The 2,531-nt window shown below is 70.8% G+C and carries 3 protein-coding genes; 1 reads left to right on the forward strand and 2 read right to left on the reverse strand.

Annotation, left to right across the window (positions count from 1 at the left end):
• Positions 1-110: 110 nt before the first annotated feature.
• Both ACESL7_RS15340 and ACESL7_RS15345 read right to left on the reverse strand, forming a co-directional pair.
• The gene (locus tag ACESL7_RS15340) at positions 111-635 is read right to left on the reverse strand and encodes a DUF6446 family protein (protein ID WP_372894163.1); all 525 of its coding nucleotides are present in this window, start codon (positions 633-635) and stop codon (positions 111-113) included.
• Positions 636-678: 43 nt separating this feature from the next.
• Positions 679-1,617, reverse strand: a complete 939-nt coding sequence (locus ACESL7_RS15345) for a glycine--tRNA ligase subunit alpha (RefSeq protein WP_372894164.1) — start codon at positions 1,615-1,617, stop codon at positions 679-681.
• Positions 1,618-1,788: 171 nt separating this feature from the next.
• Here ACESL7_RS15345 and ACESL7_RS15350 point away from each other — a divergent pair.
• Positions 1,789-2,531 (forward strand): peptidoglycan-binding domain-containing protein (locus ACESL7_RS15350; protein ID WP_372894165.1); only part of this gene is annotated, 743 nt, incomplete at its 3' end.

Raw genomic sequence — 2,531 nt, forward strand, 5'->3', positions numbered from 1 at the left:
ACCAGCCCGTCGGTCATCCGCGCCTTGAGATCGGCGGCGGCGCGCGCCTGCATGCGCGCGGGGATTTCTTCCGAGAAGAGTTCGATCAGGAGGTCGGGCATCGTCTGTCCTCAGGTCTCGGGCGGCGGCGGGCAGCCCGGCGGCACCGGGTCGCCGTCGAAGAAGGCCGCGCCGCAGTCGTTGATGCGGTTCCAGGCGACGCCGCGGCCGTCGGCGAAGACGGCCACCACGCGGTCGATGCCATAGGTCAGGTTTTCGACGCCCATGAAGGCGGTCGCGCGGCCCGCTTCGAGCGCGGCGCCGATCGCGTCGGCGTCGAAGCAGTCGAACCAGCCGGGCGCGACCAGCGGCACCGCGTCATCGAGCGTGACGTAGGCCCCGGCGAGCGCGTCACGCTCGGCCTCGACGGTGAAGCAGGCGCGGTAGCGGATCGGCGAGCTCGCCGAGTCGATGGCGCGGAAGTCCGAATGCGGCACCGGTTCCGGCGCACCACCGTCCTGCGGCGTGAGGACGACATCCTCGGGCCCCGAGGGCGGCACCTCGTCATAGAAGGCGTGGATCTGGAGATACCAGATCCCGACGCCGCCGATCACCGCGACGGCGAGGAGGAAAAGACCGATCAGCCGTCCGGACATCTCAGGCGCCCCCGGACCGGGCGCGGCGCGCGCGAGAGATCATTCAGGAGGCCTCCGCCGCGGCGGTCCAGCCGCCCGCCTCGGTCTCGACGAAGGCGTCGGCGCATTTCTTCGCCAGCGTCCGCACGCGACCGATGTAGGCCTGCCGCTCGGTGGGCGAGATGACGCCGCGCGCGTCGAGCAGGTTGAAGAGATGGCTCGCCTTGATGCACTGGTCGTAGGCGGGATGCGCCATGACGATGCGCCGCCCGGTCCTGGGGTCCTCGGCCGGGTGGGCGAGGATCGCCTCGCACTCGCGCTCCGCGTCCTCGAAGTGGCGGAAGAGGATCTCCGTCTCGGCGACGTCGAAATTGAAGCGCGAGAACTCCTCCTCCGTCTGGCGGAAGACGTCGCCATAGGCGAGCGGGATCGGCGCGGCGGGGTCGTTGTAGGGCATCTCCATCACGTGATCGATGCCGAGCACATACATCGCCAGCCGCTCCAGCCCGTAGGTGAGCTCGCCCGAGACGGGGTGGCAGTCGTGCCCGCCCACCTGCTGGAAATAGGTGAACTGGCTCACCTCCATGCCGTCGCACCAGACCTCCCAGCCGAGGCCCCAGGCGCCGAGCGTGGGGCTTTCCCAGTCGTCCTCGACGAAGCGGATGTCGTGCAGGCCCATGTCGATGCCGATGGCCTCCAGCGAGCCGAGATAGAGCTCCTGCAGATCAGGCGGCGAGGGCTTTATCAGCACCTGGAACTGGTAGTAGTGCTGCAGGCGGTTCGGGTTGTCGCCATAGCGCCCGTCGGTGGGCCGGCGCGAGGGCTGGACGTAGGCCGCCGCCCAGGGCTTGGATCCGAGCGCGCGCAGGGTGGTCGCCGGGTGGAAGGTGCCCGCGCCCACCTCCATGTCGTAGGGTTGCAGCACGGCGCAGCCCTGCCGCGCCCAGTACTCCTGAAGCCGCTGCCAGACCTGCTGAAAGCTCCGCGGCCGCTCGTCCGCCATGGCCGTCGCCCCTTCCCCTTCACCGCGCCCCAGCCCGGCGCGGCTTTCCTAGGCCGCGCGCCGGGCAGGGTCAATCAACCCCCGGCCGCGCACGGATTTCGAGGGTGCACCGCCGCACGCTTTCGCTATAGATGCGGCTGACGCAGAGCAAAGACAACGCAGGCGGGACCCATGGCGCGATATTTCGGCCTTCTTCTTCTGTCGCTCACGCTCATCGCCGGCCCGCTTCGCGCGCAGGACACGGCCTGGGTGCAGATCGAGGCGCATCCGAGCCTCAGGGAGGCGGAGGAGCGCGCCCGGCTCTTCGCCCGACGCCTGCCGGACGTCGCGGGCTTCGCGCTCGGGGGGGGCTGGTATGCCGTGGCGCTCGGCCCCTACACGCGCGAGACGGCGGAGGACGTGCTGGCGAGCTACCGCGCGGCGGCAGAGATCCCGCGGGACAGCTATATCGCCCGCGACTCGGATTTCGACCGGCAGTTCTGGCCCGTTGGCGCCGATGCCCGCGCCGCGCCGCCGATCGACCTGGACCTCGGGGCGGAGCCGGCGCTTGAGGACACGCCCGAAGAGGAGCCATCCGAAGCGGAGTCACCCGAGGAAACCCTGCGCGAGGCGCGCCGGAGCGAGGGGCGGCTGACCCGGGACGAGCGCGCCGAGCTGCAGGAGGCGCTGCAGTGGGCCGGCTACTATGACAGCGCGATCGACGCGGCCTTCGGGCCCGGCACACGGACCGCGATGGCCGGCTGGCAGCGCGATCAGGGCTTTGACCCGACGGGCGTGCTCACGACGCGCCAGCGCGCGGCATTGCTGGCGCAGTATAATGCCGTGCTCGAGGGGCTCGACCTGCAGGTGGTCACCGACGACCGCGCCGGCATCCGCATGGCGCTGCCGCGCGGCGCGGTGGCCTTCGACCGGCA

Origin of the sequence: Rhodosalinus sp., from assembly GCF_041685465.1 — a bacterium.
Lineage (GTDB): Bacteria > Pseudomonadota > Alphaproteobacteria > Rhodobacterales > Rhodobacteraceae > Rhodosalinus.